This window comes from Kitasatospora sp. NPDC059646, assembly GCF_042734615.1.
Taxonomy (GTDB): Bacteria; Actinomycetota; Actinomycetes; order Streptomycetales; family Streptomycetaceae; genus Kitasatospora.
This window is the reverse complement of record NZ_JBHWDS010000039.1, coordinates 60302-74487: the sequence shown is the minus strand read 5'-3', so window position 1 is coordinate 74487 and position 14186 is coordinate 60302. Positions and strand designations below refer to the sequence as shown.

The window sequence follows — 14186 nt, the reverse complement described above, 5'->3', positions numbered from 1 at the left end:
GGTCAGGGCCGGCCCGCCGCCCGGCCCCGGCCGCGCCCCGACGCCCGCCGTCCCGCGCCGGCCCGCCGCCCGCCGGCCGGGCCGAGGTCCATCACGCTGGCCGACCCGAAGCGCCGGCTGCGGCTGGTGACGGTCTGCCTGGGCCTGGTGTTCGCGATCTTCGCGGGCCGCCTGGTGCAGCTCCAGCTGCTGGACTCGGACGCGCTGGCGGCCGCCGCGGGCGCCAACAAGTACGTGCGGGTGGCGCTGCCCGCCGAGCGCGGCACGATCACCGCCGCCGACGGCACCGTGCTCGCCACCAGCGTCGACGCGTACGACATCACCGCCGACCCGACCATGTTCACCCCCGGGGCGACCCACCTGCCGGACGCCCCCGAGCAGGCCGCGGCGCTGCTCGCGCCGATCCTCGGCCAGCCGAAGGAGAAGCTCGCGGCGGCGCTGCACCTGAACGCGAAGAACCCGAAGAGCCAGTACGCGCTGCTGACCGCCCGTCAGACCCCGGAGGCGAAGGGCCGGATCGCCGACCTGAAGAGCACGCTGACCAAGCAGGCCGACACCGCGGCCTGCCGCGGCCAGCGCGACCTGCTCGGCAAGCCCGCCGAGAAGGGCGGCCGCCAGTTCCTCGACGCCGCCTGCGTGAACCCGCTGGCCGGCGTGTTCTGGGAGCAGTCGACCCGGCGCAGCTACCCGGCGAACGGGCTGGCCGCCAACCTGGTCGGCTTCGTCAACTCCGAGGGCACCGGCACCGGCGGCCTGGAACTCCAGTACCAGCAGCAGCTGGCCGGCGAGGACGGCTACGCCACCTACGCGTCGGCCGCCGGCCGCCGGGTCGCCACCGCCGGCGGCAGCCGGCAGGACGCGGTGCCCGGCAGCGACCTGCGGCTGACCGTCGACCCGGACATCCAGTGGGCGGCCCAGCGCGCCATCACCGACCAGGTGACCAACGCCGGGGCGGAGAAGGGCTACGTGATAGTCCAGGACGTGAAGACCGGTCAGCTGCTGGCGATGGCCGCCTCCCCGGGCTTCAACCCGAACGACCTGGCCTCGGCCCGCGCCGACCAGCTCGGCAACCCGGCCCTGCAGGACGCCTACGAGCCGGGCTCCACCGCCAAGCTGATGACCATGGCGGCGGTGCTGGACACCGGATCGGCCAACTGGGACACCCACGTGACGGTGCCGAACACGCTGCAGCGCGCCGACCGGGTGTTCCACGACGACGTCGACCACGAGACCTGGTACCTGACCCTGGCGGGCGTGCTCGCCAAGTCGTCGAACATCGGCACCATCGAGGCCGCCGAGCACCTGGGCGCCACCCAGGCCGAGGCCAACAAGGTGCTCGCCGGGTACCTCGACAGGTTCGGCATCGGGAAGCCCACCGGACTGGGCTTCCCCGGCGAGACCCGCGGCATCCTGGCCAAGCCGGAGGACTGGAACGGCTCGCAGCAGTACACCATCCCGTTCGGCCAGGGCCTGTCGGTGAACGCCCTGCAGGCCACCTCGGTGTTCTCCACCATCGCCAACGGCGGCGTGCGGGTCGCCCCCAGCCTGCTGGCCGGCACCACCGGCCCGGACGGGCGGTACACGCCCGCGCCGGCCGGGGAGCAGCGCAGGGTGGTGACGGAAGCGACCGCGAAGACGCTGACCGAGATGCTGGAGTCCGTCGTCACCGACGAGCAGGGCACCGGCACCAAGGCGCAGATCCCGGGCTACCGGGTGGCCGGCAAGACCGGCACTGCCAACCGGGTGGACCCGAAGACCGGCAAGTACTCCGGGTACACCGCCTCCTTCATCGGCTTCGCGCCCGCCGACCAGCCCCGGGTGACGGTCTCCTGCGTCATCCAGGACCCGGTCAACGGGCACTTCGGCGGGCAGCTGTGCGGGCCCGTCTTCAAGCAGGTGATGGAGTTCACCCTCAAGACCCTCCAGGTCCCGCCGAGCGGCAGCGAGGCGCCGAACCTGCCCGTCGACTGGAAGCCCTGAGATGAGCGACACCCCCGACACACCGCGGCGCGGAACGCGCGACGAGCGAGATGTGAGCAGCGTCACTGCCGACGGGCCCCGGTTTGGCCCCGGGGGGCGTGGGGCCGATAGCCTTCCGGCCGTGCCGAAATCCGATCAAATCTCCGCGAGTCCGCCCCGTCCGAGCCGCACCGCGGCGCTGCCCCTCGCCGAGGCGGCCCGGCTGCTCGGGCTTCCGCCCGTCGAGGGCGCCGAGATCACCGGCGTCACCCACGACTCCCGGGCGGTGCGTCCCGGCGACGTGTACGTGGCGTTCCCGGGCGCCAACCACCACGGCGCGGCGTTCGCCGCCGGCGCGGTGGCGTCCGGCGCGGTCGCGGTGCTCACCGACGCCGCCGGCGCCGAACTGGCCGCCGACGCGGGGGTGCCGCTGCTCGTGGTGGACAGCCCGCGCGCGGTGATGGGCGAGCTCGCCGCGGCGGTCTACGGGGCGGCCGCCCGGCGGATGCTGATGATCGGACTGACCGGCACCAACGGCAAGACCACCACCTCCTACCTGGTCGAGGGCGGCCTGCGCGGGGCCGGCCGGCTGCCCGGCGTGATCGGCACCGTCGAGATGCGGGTCGGCGCGGAGCGGATCAAGTCCGAGCGCACCACCCCCGAGGCCACCGACCTGCACGCGGTGCTCGCCGTGATGAACGAGGCCGGCGCCGACTCGGTGGTCATGGAGGTCTCCAGCCACGCGCTGGTGTACGGCCGCACCGACGGCGTGGCCTACGACGTCGCGCTGTTCAACAACCTGACGCCGGAACACCTCGACTTCCACCCCGACATGGAGGACTACTACCGGGCCAAGGCCCGGCTGTTCGAGCCCGGCAAGGCCCGGCTCGGCGTCGCCAACCGCGACGACTCCTACGGCCGCCGGCTGGCCGGCGAGGCCCGGATCCCGATGGTGACCTTCTCCGCGGCCGGCGACCCGGCCGCCGACTGGCGCGCCGTCGACGTCCAGCTCGGCCCGGCCGGCTCCACCTTCACCGTGCTCGGCCCGGACGGCGCCCGCGCCGAGGCCTCGGTGCCGCTGCCCGGCCCGTTCAACGTCTCCAACGCGCTCGGCGCGATCACCGCCCTGGCCGCCGCCGGCATCGACCTGGACGCCGCGGTCGCCGGGGTGGCGCAGGTCGCCGGCGTCCCCGGCCGGCTGGAGAAGGTCGACGCGGGGCAGCCGTACGTCGCCGTGGTCGACTACGCGCACAAGCCGGACGCGCTCAGCGCCGTCCTCGCCTCGCTGCGCGAGGTCACCAAGGGCCGGCTGCACGTGGTCGTCGGCTGCGGCGGCGACCGCGACCCGTACAAGCGCGGGCCGATGGGCGCGATCGCCGCCCGGCTCGCCGACACCGCCGTCCTCACCAGCGACAACCCGCGCTCCGAGGACGCCCTGGCGATCCTCGCCACCATGCTGGGCGGCGCCGCCGAGGTGCCCGAGGAGGAGCGCGGCGAGGTCCTCGCCGTTCCCGACCGGGCCGAGGCGATCGCGCTGGCCGTCGCCCGGGCGCACGCCGGGGACACCGTGCTGGTGGCCGGCAAGGGCCACGAGCTCGGGCAGTACGTGAAGGGCGAGGTCCGCCCGTTCGACGACCGCGAGGTGCTGCGGGCCGCGATGGAGCAGCTCATGGAGGTGGACCGGTGATCGCACTGACCCTGGCCGAGGCCGCGAAGGCGGTCGACGGCACCCTGGACGCGGCCGACCCGGACGCGGTGATCACCGGCGCGGTGGTGACCGACAACCGGCGGATCGAGCCCGGCGGCCTGTTCGTGTGCGTGCTCGGCGAACGCGTCGACGGCCACGAGTTCGCCGCCGAGGCGGTCGCCGACGGCGCCGTCGCGGTGCTCGCCACCCGCCCGGTCGGCGTGCCCGCGATCCTGGTCGACGACGTGGTCGTCGCGCTCGGCCGGCTGGCCCGGGCCGTGGTCGCCCGCGCCACCGACGTGCGGATCGTCGGGCTCACCGGCTCGGCCGGCAAGACCTCCACCAAGGACCTGATCGGCCAACTCCTCAGCAAGCACGGCGAGACGGTCTTCCCGGCCGGCTCGCACAACAACGAGATCGGCCACCCGCTGACGGCCCTTCAGGTCTCCCCGACCACCCGCCACCTGGTGATGGAGATGGGCGCCCGGCACAAGGGCGACATCGAGTACCTGACCGGCATCACCCCGCCCACCGTCGGCCTGGTGCTGAACATCGGCACCGCGCACCTCGGCGAGTTCGGCTCCAAGGAGGGCATCGCCGAGGCCAAGGGCGAGATGGTCGAGGCGCTCACCGCCGACGGCGTCGCCGTGCTGAACGCCGACGACCCGCTGGTGCGCGCCATGAGCAGCCGCACCAAGGCCCGCGTGGTGCTGTTCGGCGAGTCCCCGGACGCCCACGTCCGGGCCACGGACGTTCGCCTGGACGCCACCGGCAGGCCACAGTTCACGCTCAGCACCCCGGCCGGTTCCGCACCCGTGCAGCTGCGCCTGTACGGTGAGCACCACGTCTCGAACGCCCTCGCCGCCGCCGCGGTGGCGGTGGAGCTCGGGATGCCCGTCGACCGCGTCGCCGAGGCACTCGGCGAAGCCGGTGCGCTGTCCCGTTGGCGCATGGAGGTGGTCGACCGGGCCGATGGCCTGACCGTCGTCAACGACGCCTACAACGCGAACCCGGAGTCCGTGCGGGCCGCGCTGCGGGCGCTGGCGACGATGGCGGGCAGGGGCCCGGAGCGCCGCCGCACCTGGGCGGTGCTCGGCGAGATGCGGGAGCTCGGCGAGGACAGCCTCGACGAGCACGACGCCATCGGACGGCTCGCCGTCCGGCTCGACATCACCAAGCTGGTGGCGGTCGGCGGACGCGAGGCGGCCCGGATGGAACTGGGCGCGAGGAACGAAGGTTCGTGGGGTGAGGAGTCGGTGCTGGTGTCCGACGCGGACGCGGCGATCGAGCTGCTGCGCAGTCAGGTGCGGCCGGGGGACGTGGTCCTGGTGAAGGCATCCCGTTCGGTGGGCCTGGAGAAGGTCGCCGAGGCACTGCTCGCGGACGGTGCCGCGAAGTGAAGCAGATCCTCCTCTCCGGCCTGATCGGCCTGGTGCTGACCCTGCTCGGCACCCCCGCCCTGATCAAACTGCTGGCCCGGCACGGGTACGGCCAGTACATCCGGGACGACGGCCCCAAGGCGCACCACAGCAAGAAGGGCACGCCCACCATGGGCGGCATCGCCTTCATCGTGGCCACCCTGATCGCCTACTTCGCCACCAAGGCGATAACGGGCGAGTCGCCCACCGCCTCGGGCCTGCTGGTGCTCTTCCTGACCACCGGACTGGGCCTGGTCGGCTTCCTGGACGACTACATCAAGGTGGTCAAGCGCCGCTCGCTGGGCCTGCGGGCCAAGGCGAAGCTGCTCGGCCAGTCCTTCGTCGCGCTGGCCTTCGCCGTGCTGGCGCTGCAGTTCGAGAACAGCCGGCAGAAGACCCCGGCCTCGGAGAGCCTGTCCTTCGTGCGGGACTTCGACTGGAAGATCGGCCCGGTCCTGTTCGTCCTGTTCGCATACTTCATGATCGCCGCGATGTCGAACGGCGTGAACCTGACGGACGGTCTGGACGGCCTCGCCACCGGCGCCTCGGTGATGGTCTTCGGCGCCTACACCTTCATCGGCCTGTGGGAGCACACCCAGAACTGCGCCTACGCGATCACCGCCACCGCCTCCTGCTACGACGTCCGCGACCCGCTCGACCTGGCCGTGGTCGCCGCCGCCCTGATGGGCTCCTGCTTCGGCTTCTTGTGGTGGAACACCTCGCCCGCCAAGATCTTCATGGGCGACACCGGCTCGCTGGCCCTGGGCGGCGCGCTGGCCGGCCTCGCCATCGTCTCCCGCACCGAGCTGCTGCTCGCCGTCCTCGGCGGCCTGTTCGTGATCATCACCCTTTCGGTGATCATCCAGGTCGGCTCGTTCCGGATGACCGGCAAGCGCGTTTTCAAGATGGCGCCGCTCCAGCACCACTTCGAACTCAAGGGCTGGAGCGAAGTCCTGATCGTGGTCCGGTTCTGGATCATCCAGGGCCTGTGCGTCGCCGTCGGACTCGGACTCTTCTACGCGGGATGGGTGACCGGATGATCAACCCGGAGTGGGCCGGACTGCCGGTCGTCGTCGCCGGACTCGGCCTCTCCGGGGCCAGCGCCGCCAAGGTCCTGCACGGCCTCGGCGCGCGCGTCACCGTCGTGGACGGCGGCACCGGCCCCGCGCTGGACGCCAAGGCCGCCGCCCTCACCGAACAGGGCGTCACCGTCCGCCTGGGCGACGGCGCGAGCCTGCCCGAGGGCACCCGACTGATCGTCACCTCGCCCGGCTGGGCGCCGGACAGCCCGCTGTTCGCCGCCGCCGAGCAGGCCGGCGTCCCGGTCTGGGGCGACGTCGAACTCGCCTGGCGGCTGCGCACCCCGCACCCCGCCACCGGCGAGCCCGCCCCCTGGCTGGCCGTCACCGGCACCAACGGCAAGACCACCACCGTCCAGATGCTGGCGTCCATCCTCACCGCCGCCGGCAAGCGCACCGCCGCCGTCGGCAACGTCGGCGTCTCGGTGCTGGACGCGGTCCTCGCCGAGGAGCCGTACGACGTCCTCGCCGTCGAGCTGTCCAGCTACCAGCTGCACTGGGCCCCGTCGCTGCGGGTGCACTCCGGCGCCGTGCTCAACCTGGCCCCCGACCACCTCGACTGGCACGGCTCGATGGAGGCGTACGCCGCCGACAAGGGCCGGATCTACCAGGGCAACCAGGTCGCCTGCGTCTACAACCTCGCCGACCCCGCCACCGAGGCGCTGGTCCGCGAGGCCGACGTCGAGGAGGGCTGCCGCGCCATCGGCTTCGGCCTCGACGCGCCCGCCGTCTCCAACCTCGGCGTCGTCGACGGCCTGCTCGTCGACCGCGCGTTCGTCCCCGACCGGGACCGCGCCGCCGCCGAGATCGGCGCCGTCGCCGACATCAACCCGCCCGCCCCGCACAACATCGCCAACGCGCTCGCCGCGGCGGCCCTCGCCCGGGCCTACGGCGTCGACGCCAAGGCCGTCCGGGACGGGCTGCGGGCCTTCCGGCCCGACGCCCACCGGATCGCGCACGTCGCGGAGGTCGACGGCGTCACGTACGTCGACGACTCCAAGGCCACCAACACCCACGCGACGGCGGCCTCGCTGGCCGCGTACCGCCCCGTGGTGTGGATCGCCGGCGGCCTCGCCAAGGGCGCGACGTTCGACGAGCTGGTGGCCGGCGCGGCGGACCGGCTGCGGGCCGCCGTCCTGATCGGGCAGGACCGGCAGCTGATCCGCGAGTCGCTGGCGCGACACGCCCCGGAGGTCCCGGTGTTCGAACCCGCGCCGGGGAAGACTGGCGCGGAGGCGATGACCGAGATCGTCCGGGTGGCGGCCGCGGCCGCGCAGAAGGGCGACACCGTCCTGCTCGCACCCGCCTGCGCGTCGATGGACATGTTCACCAACTACGGTGAGCGCGGGGACCTGTTCGCAGCAGCGGTACACGAGCTGTAGGCAAACCCAGGGGCGCGGGGAACCGCGCGCAGCGGAAGGCACCCAACCGCAAGATCGCGATGCAGGAGAATGACCTGCACTTGATCGCGACCTTGCGGACGTGCTTTGCGCTTGTCGCGCAGTTCCCCGCGCCCCTGCATGTGACCCCCGGAGATGAGGAGACGGTGGTGCCCAGCAGCGAGAAGCAGCCGCGCCTACGGCTGGTCTCGGCGACCACGACCACCTTCAAGTCGGAGGGCCCGGTCGCGCGGCTGCGCGCGGCGCGTGAGCGGTTCGGGTACTTGATGGCCCGTCCGCTGACGCCCTACTACCTGATCCTGGGTTCGGCGCTGCTGCTGGTGGTGCTTGGGCTGGTGATGGTGTTCTCCGCGTCGCAGAGCGTGGTCATCGACTTCGGGCTGCCGATGACGTTCTTCTTCCGCAAGCAGCTGATCGCGACGCTGCTGGGCGGGGCGATAGCCGTCGCGCTGACCAGGGCCCCGGTGAAGCTGCTGCGGACCGCCGCGTACCCGCTGCTGTTCGGGGTGGTGGGCGCGCTGGTGCTGGTGGCGATCCCGGGCGTCGGCGTGCGGATCAACGGCAACCGGAACTGGATCAGCCTGGGCTTCTTCCAGATCCAGCCGTCCGAGTTCGCCAAGCTCGCGCTGCTGCTGTGGGCGGCCGACCTGCTGGCCCGCAAGCAGCGCACGCACATGCTCAACCAGTGGAAGCACCTGCTGGTCCCGCTGGTGCCGGGCACCGTCGTGCTGATGATGCTGATCATGCTGGGCGGCGACATGGGCACCACGATGGTGCTGGTCGCGATGCTGTTCGGGCTGCTCTGGATGGTCGGCGCGCCGCTGCGGCTGTTCGCGGCGACGCTGGGCATCGCGGTGGTCGCGTGCACCGCGCTGATCATCACGGTGCCGCACCGGCTGGGCCGGCTGGCCTGCGTCGGCGTCACCAAGCCGGACCCCAACCTGGACTGCTTCCAGGCGCTGCACGGCCTGTACGCGCTGGCGGCGGGCGGGCCGTTCGGATCCGGACTGGGCGCGGGCGTCGAGAAGTGGGGGCAACTCCCGGAGGCGCACACCGACTTCATCTTCGCGGCGACCGGCGAGGAGCTGGGCCTGGTGGGGACGCTGTCGGTGCTCGCGCTCTTCGCGGCACTAGGCTACGCGGGTATCCGTGTGGCTCTCGGCACCACGGACCCGTTCGTCCGGTACGCGGCGGGCGCCGCCACCACGTGGATCATGGCTCAGGCCGTGGTCAACCTGGGGTCGGCGCTGGGACTCCTGCCCATCGCGGGCGTCCCGCTGCCGCTGTTCTCGTACGGTGGTTCCGCGATGCTGTCGGCCATGTGCGCCGTCGGACTGCTGCTGTGCTTCGCGCGCAGCACGCCGGCGGCGAAGGCAGCGCTGGCTGCCCGGCCCCGCCGATGGCGTAAAGGGGCCAACTCCCGGTTCGGGTCCGTCCTGGACCGGGTGGTGCCAGGTAGGAGAACCACAGCGCGCAAGGCCCCCGGGTCGTCGCGCAGGGAGCGGTGAATTTCGGTGCATGTCGTACTCGCCGGCGGCGGGACCGCCGGTCACATCGAGCCGGCCATGGCGCTCGCGGACGCGCTGCGCAGGCACGACCCGTCCATCGGGATCACCGCCCTCGGCACCGAGCGCGGCCTGGAGACCCGGCTGGTCCCGGAGCGCGGCTACGAGCTGGCGCTGATCCCGGCGGTGCCGCTGCCCCGCAAGCCCACCCCCGAGCTGATCACCGTCCCGGGCCGGCTGCGCGGCACCGTGCGGGCCGCCCAGGAGGTGATCGAGCGGGTCAACGCGGACGCGGTGGTCGGCTTCGGCGGTTACGTGGCGATGCCCGCCTACCTGGCGGCCAAGCGGGCCGGCGTGCCGATCGTGGTGCACGAGGCGAACGCCCGCCCGGGCCTGGCCAACAAGATCGGCGCCCGCTACAGCGACTTCGTGGCGGTCTCCACCCCGGACTCCAAGCTGCGCGACTCGCGGTACATCGGCATCCCGCTGCGCCGCACCATCGCCACCCTGGACCGCGGCACGGTGCGCCCGGAGGCCCGGCACTACTTCGGCCTGGACCAGCGGCTGCCCACCCTGCTGGTGTCCGGCGGCTCGCAGGGCGCCCGCCGGCTGAACGAGACGGTGCAGGCGATCGCGCCGCGGCTCCAGCAGTACGGGGTGCAGATCCTGCACGCGGTCGGTCCGAAGAACGAGCTGCCGACCATCGACGACATTCCGGGCATGCCGCCGTACCGCGCGGTGCCGTACCTGGACCGGATGGACCTGGCGTACGCGGCGGCCGACATGATGCTGTGCCGGGCCGGCGCGATGACGGTGGCCGAGCTGGCCGCGGTGGGCCTGCCGGCCGCGTTCGTGCCGCTGCCGATCGGCAACGGCGAGCAGCGGCTGAACGCCCAGCCGATGGTGAAGGCCGGCGGCGGCCTGCTGGTGGACGACGCCGAGCTGACCCCGGAGTGGGTGCTGAAGAACGTGCTGCCGGTGCTCACCGACCCGGCGAGGCTGTGGGAGATGTCGCGCTCCGCCGCCGAGTTCGGCCGCCGGGACGCCGACGACCTGCTGGTGCAGATGGTGTACGAGGCGATCGAGGCCGGCCGCGCCGGCCGCCGCCGTGGCTGACGAGGACTACGACGAGGAGTTCGGGGAGGACGGCGACGAGGGCCGTCCGCCCCGGCTCCGGCTGTCCCGCCGGGGCGTCCTGGTGCTGGCGGCGCTGGGCGCCCTGGTGGTCGGCGGCCTCGGCTGGACGGTGTTCTTCTCGTCCGCCCTGGACGTCCGCCGGGTGGCGGTGCAGGGCCTGGACTCCGGGCAGTTGAGCCAGGACGAGGTGGAGCGGGCGCTCGGCTCCACCGCCCGCGGCCCGCTGGCCCGGGTGGACCTGGACCGGGCCCAGGAGCTGGTGGCGAAGGTGCCCCGGGTGGCCGGGGCCGAGGTGTGGCGCGGCTGGCCGCACACGCTGCGGGTGAAGGTGACGGAGCGTCAACCGGTGGCTGCGATCCGTGCCGACGACGGGCGGTTCGTCCAGGTCGACGCGCAGGGTGTGGAGTTCGCCACGGGGCCGCAGCCGCCGGCCGGGGTGCCGGTGGTGTCGCTCCAGCTGGGGCAGCCGGCCACCGACGCACTGCCCGTCATCGACCGTCCGACGCTGGTGCGTTCGGCCGTCACGGTGGCCGCCGGACTGCCCTCGGAGGTGGCGAAGCAGGCCGGTTCGCTCACGGTCTATTCGTACGACGACATCCGGCTGCAGCTGGCGTCGGGGGCGACGGTGCGCTGGGGGAGCGCGGAGGAGACCGCCCGGAAGGCGCGGGTGCTGACGGCGCTGCTCGGCCGGAAGGCATCGAATTACGACGTGAGTGCGCCGGATGCCCCGGCGGTGTCCGGCTGATCCGGTAAGTTCTGTGCCTGGGGGCGGTATTGACGGGGCCGAGGCTCCGGTCCGACCCTTGATGGTCACCCCGGTTTCACCGGGGGGTCGATGATCACATAGGCTCAAAAGAAAAAGGGAAGCTCGGCGTGTTCGTTGAAACACGCGCTGGTTGCGACCTACTGTCCTGTGTCAACGAGCTGTGCTCGACAACGAACTGACACCGGCACAGCCATAACCCTCAACCTCAAGTTTAGGGTTCGGGTTGGAACCACGTGCTTCCCACCCATCGACATCCGTCGGCCTTCGCATCCAGGGGAGCCGACCCGGAAATTCGAGGCGAGAGGCCCCGACGTGGCAGCACCCCAGAATTACCTCGCGGTCATCAAGGTCGTCGGCATCGGTGGCGGCGGAGTCAACGCCATCAACCGGATGATCGAGGTCGGGCTCAAGGGCGTCGAGTTCATCGCGATCAACACCGATGCGCAGGCCCTCCTGATGAGCGACGCCGACGTGAAGCTCGACGTCGGCCGCGAACTCACCCGCGGCCTCGGCGCCGGCGCCAACCCCGAGGTCGGCCGGAAGGCCGCGGAGGACCACCGCGAGGAGATCGAGGAGGTCCTCAAGGGGGCCGACATGGTCTTCGTGACGGCCGGCGAGGGCGGCGGCACCGGCACCGGCGGCGCGCCCGTCGTGGCCAACATCGCCCGCTCGCTCGGCGCGCTCACCATCGGCGTGGTCACCCGCCCGTTCACCTTCGAGGGCCGCCGCCGCGCCAACCAGGCCGAGGACGGCATCGCCTCGCTGCGCGAGCAGGTCGACACCCTGATCGTCATCCCCAACGACCGCCTGCTGTCGATCTCCGACCGCCAGGTCTCGGTGCTGGACGCGTTCCGCTCCGCCGACCAGGTGCTGCTCTCCGGTGTCCAGGGCATCACCGACCTGATCACCACCCCGGGCCTGATCAACCTGGACTTCGCCGACGTCAAGTCCGTCATGTCGGACGCCGGTTCGGCGCTGATGGGCATCGGCTCCGCGCGCGGCGAGGACCGCGCCAAGGCCGCCGCCGTGATGGCGATCTCCTCGCCGCTGCTGGAGGCCTCGATCGACGGCGCCCGCGGCGTGCTGCTGTCCATCTCGGGCGGCTCCGACCTCGGCCTGTTCGAGATCAACGAAGCGGCCCAGCTGGTCAGCGAGGCCGCCCACCCCGAGGCGAACATCATCTTCGGCGCGGTCATCGACGACGCGCTGGGCGACGAGGTCCGGGTCACCGTGATCGCGGCCGGCTTCGACGGCGGCCAGCCGCCGGCCATCGTCCGCGACCCGGTGGTCAAGTCGGCCTCCAGCTCGGCGTCGAGCAGCAGCACCTCGTCGACCGCCCCGGAGCGCCCGGCGACCCGCCCGTCCTACGGTTCGATCGGCTCGGTCACCCGCTCCGAGGAGCCGGCCCGCCCGTCCGAGGCCCCGGCCCCGGTGACGGCCACCGCCTCCCCGGTGCCGCCGCAGGTGCAGCCGGTCCGCCAGCCCTACGTCGAGAGCCCCGCCGAGGAGCTCGACGTGCCGGACTTCCTGAAGTGATTCGTACGGACTTCCGCAACGGTGCTCACTTCGCCTCCACCACCCGGTGGGGCGGGGTGAGCACCGCGCCGTACGGGGAGCTCAACCTCGGCGGGGCAGTGGGCGATTCGCCCGAGAACGTCCAGCAGAACCGTTTCCTCGCAGCCCGGGAACTGGGACTGGATCCGGCCGATGTGGTCTGGATGAACCAGGTGCACGGCGCCGACGTCGCGGTGGTGACGGACCGCCAGCCCGCCGGGTACGCGCTGACGGTGGACGCGGTGGTCACCGACCGGCCGCTGGCCCTGGCGGTGCTCACCGCCGACTGCACCCCGGTGCTGCTGGCCGACCCCGCGGCCGGCGTGATCGGCGCTGCGCACGCCGGGCGCCCGGGCCTGGCCGCCGGGGTGGTCCCCGCAGTGGTCGCCGCGATGCGCGAACTCGGCGCCCGCCCCGAGCGGATCCTCGCCGCCACCGGCCCCGCCGTGTGCGGCCGCTGCTACGAAGTGCCGGAGGCGATGCGCGCCGAGGTGGCCGCGATCGTCCCGGCCGCCCGCGCCGAAACCTCCTGGGGCACACCCGCCCTGGACGTTCCGGCCGGGGTCGCCGCCCAACTCGCCGAGGCGGGCGTGCACGATGTGGTGCGATCATCTGTCTGCACCCTCGAATCGCCGGACCACTACTCCTATCGTCGGGAGCAGCGGACCGGCCGACTCGCGAGCTACGTCTGGCTGGGGCCTCCACTCTCATGACGAACGACATCTACGGTCCGTTCCCGGGCGGGGCGGACTTCGCCGCCGCCCTGACGGACGCTCAGCGCGCCCGCTACGAGCAGCTCGGCGCCAACCTCGACGTGGTGGAGCGGCGGATCGCCGACGCCTGCGCCGCGGCCGGCCGCCCGCGCGAGGAGGTCACCCTGATCGTGGTGACCAAGACCTACCCCGCCGAGGACACCGCCCTGCTCGCCGGACTCGGCGTCACCGACGTCGCGGAGAACCGCGACCAGGACGCCGCGCCGAAGGCCGAGCGCTGCGTGAACCTCCCACTGACCTGGCACTTCGTCGGCCAGTTGCAGACCAACAAGGCCCGTTCCGTGGTGCGTTATGCCGATTTGGTGCATTCGGTGGACCGCGCGCGCCTGGTGGATTCGCTGTCCGCCGCCGTTCGCAACGCCGAACGCCCCCCGCTGGGCTGCCTGGTGCAGGTCGCGCTCGACAAGGAGGCGGGCGAGGGCGAGCACCGGGCCGGCGTCGCGCCCGCGGACGTGCTCGCCCTCGCCGAGAAGATCGCCGACACGCCCGGGTTGCGCATGGACGGTGTGATGACGGTCGCACCGCTCGCGGGCCCCCTGGCGGGCGACCCCGCGCGCGCCTTCGCGCGCCTTGCGGAAATCGCAAGCGCCGTACGCGCGCAGCATCCGACTGCCACGATGGTTTCGGCAGGGATGAGCGGAGATTTGGAGCAGGCGATCGCCGCCGGAGCGACACATGTACGCGTCGGTACGGCGGTACTCGGAGTGCGGTCACCGCTCGGGTAACGTCACCGAGTAAGTAGATCAGACTGCAGGACAAAATAGGACAGAACCTAGCAGATGATCAGTCTGCTGGTAAACCGTGGATCGCATCCGAGCGCACACCTCCGCGGTTCTGACGGACCGTCGGCCTGACAGGCCGTGACCATCACGGCGTCCGCAGGCGAACGGTGGGCGCATGAGCGGAGG

Annotated in this window: 11 protein-coding genes; all 11 read left to right on the top strand. The window is 72.5% G+C overall.

The window, feature by feature from the left end:
• The coding region (locus ACFV1L_RS25085) for a peptidoglycan D,D-transpeptidase FtsI family protein (protein ID WP_380369501.1) at positions 1-1980 on the top strand (1980 nt) is incomplete at its 5' end.
• 1 nt (position 1981) lies between these two features.
• A complete protein-coding gene (locus ACFV1L_RS25080; protein ID WP_380369499.1) occupies positions 1982-3646 on the top strand; it encodes a UDP-N-acetylmuramoyl-L-alanyl-D-glutamate--2,6-diaminopimelate ligase in 1665 nt (554 codons plus the stop codon).
• Positions 3643-5046 (top strand): UDP-N-acetylmuramoyl-tripeptide--D-alanyl-D-alanine ligase, encoded by a 1404-nt coding sequence (murF, locus tag ACFV1L_RS25075; RefSeq protein WP_380369497.1) that lies wholly within the window; start codon positions 3643-3645, stop codon positions 5044-5046. The genes ACFV1L_RS25080 and murF overlap by 4 nt, the downstream gene beginning before the upstream one ends.
• On the top strand, positions 5043-6104 hold the full coding sequence (gene mraY, locus ACFV1L_RS25070) for a phospho-N-acetylmuramoyl-pentapeptide-transferase (RefSeq protein ID WP_380369496.1): 1062 nt from the start codon (positions 5043-5045) through the stop codon (positions 6102-6104). Before murF ends, mraY begins: the two co-directional genes overlap by 4 nt.
• Positions 6104-7525, top strand: a complete 1422-nt coding sequence (gene murD / locus ACFV1L_RS25065) for a UDP-N-acetylmuramoyl-L-alanine--D-glutamate ligase (RefSeq protein ID WP_380369508.1) — start codon at positions 6104-6106, stop codon at positions 7523-7525. Before mraY ends, murD begins: the two co-directional genes overlap by 1 nt.
• A 164-nt stretch (positions 7526-7689) precedes the next feature.
• Entirely contained in the window at positions 7690-9051 is a 1362-nt protein-coding gene (gene ftsW, locus ACFV1L_RS25060) for a putative lipid II flippase FtsW (protein WP_380369494.1), read from the top strand.
• A gap of 6 nt (positions 9052-9057) precedes the next feature.
• Positions 9058-10164: an undecaprenyldiphospho-muramoylpentapeptide beta-N-acetylglucosaminyltransferase gene (murG, locus tag ACFV1L_RS25055; protein WP_380369493.1), complete on the top strand. Its 1107-nt coding sequence runs from the start codon at positions 9058-9060 to the stop codon at positions 10162-10164.
• Positions 10157-10930 carry a cell division protein FtsQ/DivIB gene (locus tag ACFV1L_RS25050; RefSeq protein ID WP_380369491.1) on the top strand — a complete coding sequence of 258 codons (774 nt, stop codon included), beginning with the start codon at positions 10157-10159 and terminating at the stop codon, positions 10928-10930. The genes murG and ACFV1L_RS25050 overlap by 8 nt, the downstream gene beginning before the upstream one ends.
• 333 nt (positions 10931-11263) lie before the next feature.
• Positions 11264-12487 carry a cell division protein FtsZ gene (gene ftsZ / locus ACFV1L_RS25045; protein ID WP_380369490.1) on the top strand — a complete coding sequence of 408 codons (1224 nt, stop codon included), beginning with the start codon at positions 11264-11266 and terminating at the stop codon, positions 12485-12487.
• Complete coding sequence (gene pgeF, locus ACFV1L_RS25040) at positions 12484-13218, top strand: peptidoglycan editing factor PgeF (protein ID WP_380369489.1); 735 nt, start codon at positions 12484-12486, stop codon at positions 13216-13218. The genes ftsZ and pgeF overlap by 4 nt, the downstream gene beginning before the upstream one ends.
• Positions 13215-14003, top strand: a complete 789-nt coding sequence (locus tag ACFV1L_RS25035) for a YggS family pyridoxal phosphate-dependent enzyme (protein ID WP_380369488.1) — start codon at positions 13215-13217, stop codon at positions 14001-14003. The genes pgeF and ACFV1L_RS25035 overlap by 4 nt, the downstream gene beginning before the upstream one ends.
• Positions 14004-14186 lie beyond the last annotated feature (183 nt).

Coding starts and splice junctions, on each gene's coding strand:
- ACFV1L_RS25035 (WP_380369488.1), top strand. CDS start 13,215: ATGACGAACGACATCTACGGTCCGTTCCCGGGCGGGGCGGACTTCGCC.
- ACFV1L_RS25080 (WP_380369499.1), top strand. CDS start 1,982: ATGAGCGACACCCCCGACACACCGCGGCGCGGAACGCGCGACGAGCGA.